Source organism: Shigella sp. FC1567, from assembly GCF_001743015.1.
In the GTDB taxonomy this organism is placed as follows: domain Bacteria; phylum Pseudomonadota; class Gammaproteobacteria; order Enterobacterales; family Enterobacteriaceae; genus Escherichia; species Escherichia coli.
Genome location: NZ_MIIV01000371.1, coordinates 1 through 594 on the forward strand (window position 1 = coordinate 1; position 594 = coordinate 594).

Annotated in this window: 2 protein-coding genes; one reads left to right on the plus strand and one right to left on the minus strand. The window is 50.7% G+C overall.

The features are described 5' to 3' along the window. Positions 1–331: integrase core domain-containing protein (locus tag BHE85_RS18050; RefSeq protein ID WP_000321149.1), on the plus strand; the 331-nt coding region annotated here is incomplete at its 5' end. A 28-nt stretch (positions 332–359) separates the two neighbouring features. Here BHE85_RS18050 and BHE85_RS18055 read toward each other — a convergent pair. Then, positions 360–594 (minus strand): integrase core domain-containing protein (locus BHE85_RS18055; RefSeq protein WP_146627965.1); only part of this gene is annotated, 235 nt, incomplete at its 5' end.

Here is a 594-nt window from a genome sequence, read left to right on the forward strand (position 1 = left end):
AGTGGAGTGGCTGACGGATAATGGTTCATGCTACCGGGCTAATGAAACACGCCAGTTCGCCCGGATGTTGGGACTTGAACCGAAGAACACGGCGGTGCGGAGTCCGGAGAGTAACGGAATAGCAGAGAGCTTCGTGAAAACGATAAAGCGTGACTACATCAGTATCATGCCCAAACCAGACGGGTTAACGGCAGCAAAGAACCTTGCAGAGGCGTTCGAGCATTATAACGAATGGCATCCGCATAGTGCGCTGGGTTATCGCTCGCCACGGGAATATCTGCGGCAGCGGGCTTGTAATGGGTTAAGTGATAACAGATGTCTGGAAATATAGGGGCAAATCCAATTAGCTGTTGAAGTGGTCAACAAAAACTGGCCACCGAGTTAGAGTTTTTCCAGTATCGATTTTCCGATTCGTTTGGGGGTAACCCACCGTTATATTCGTGCGGTCTTAGTGCGCTGTAATATCCAACGATATAGTCCGTTATGGCGTGAGCTGCCTCGCTGAAGCTTACGTAACCCACCACCGGCATCCATTCGTTCTTCAGACTCCTGAAGAAGCGTTCCATTGGGCTGTTATCCCAGCAGTTTCCGCGC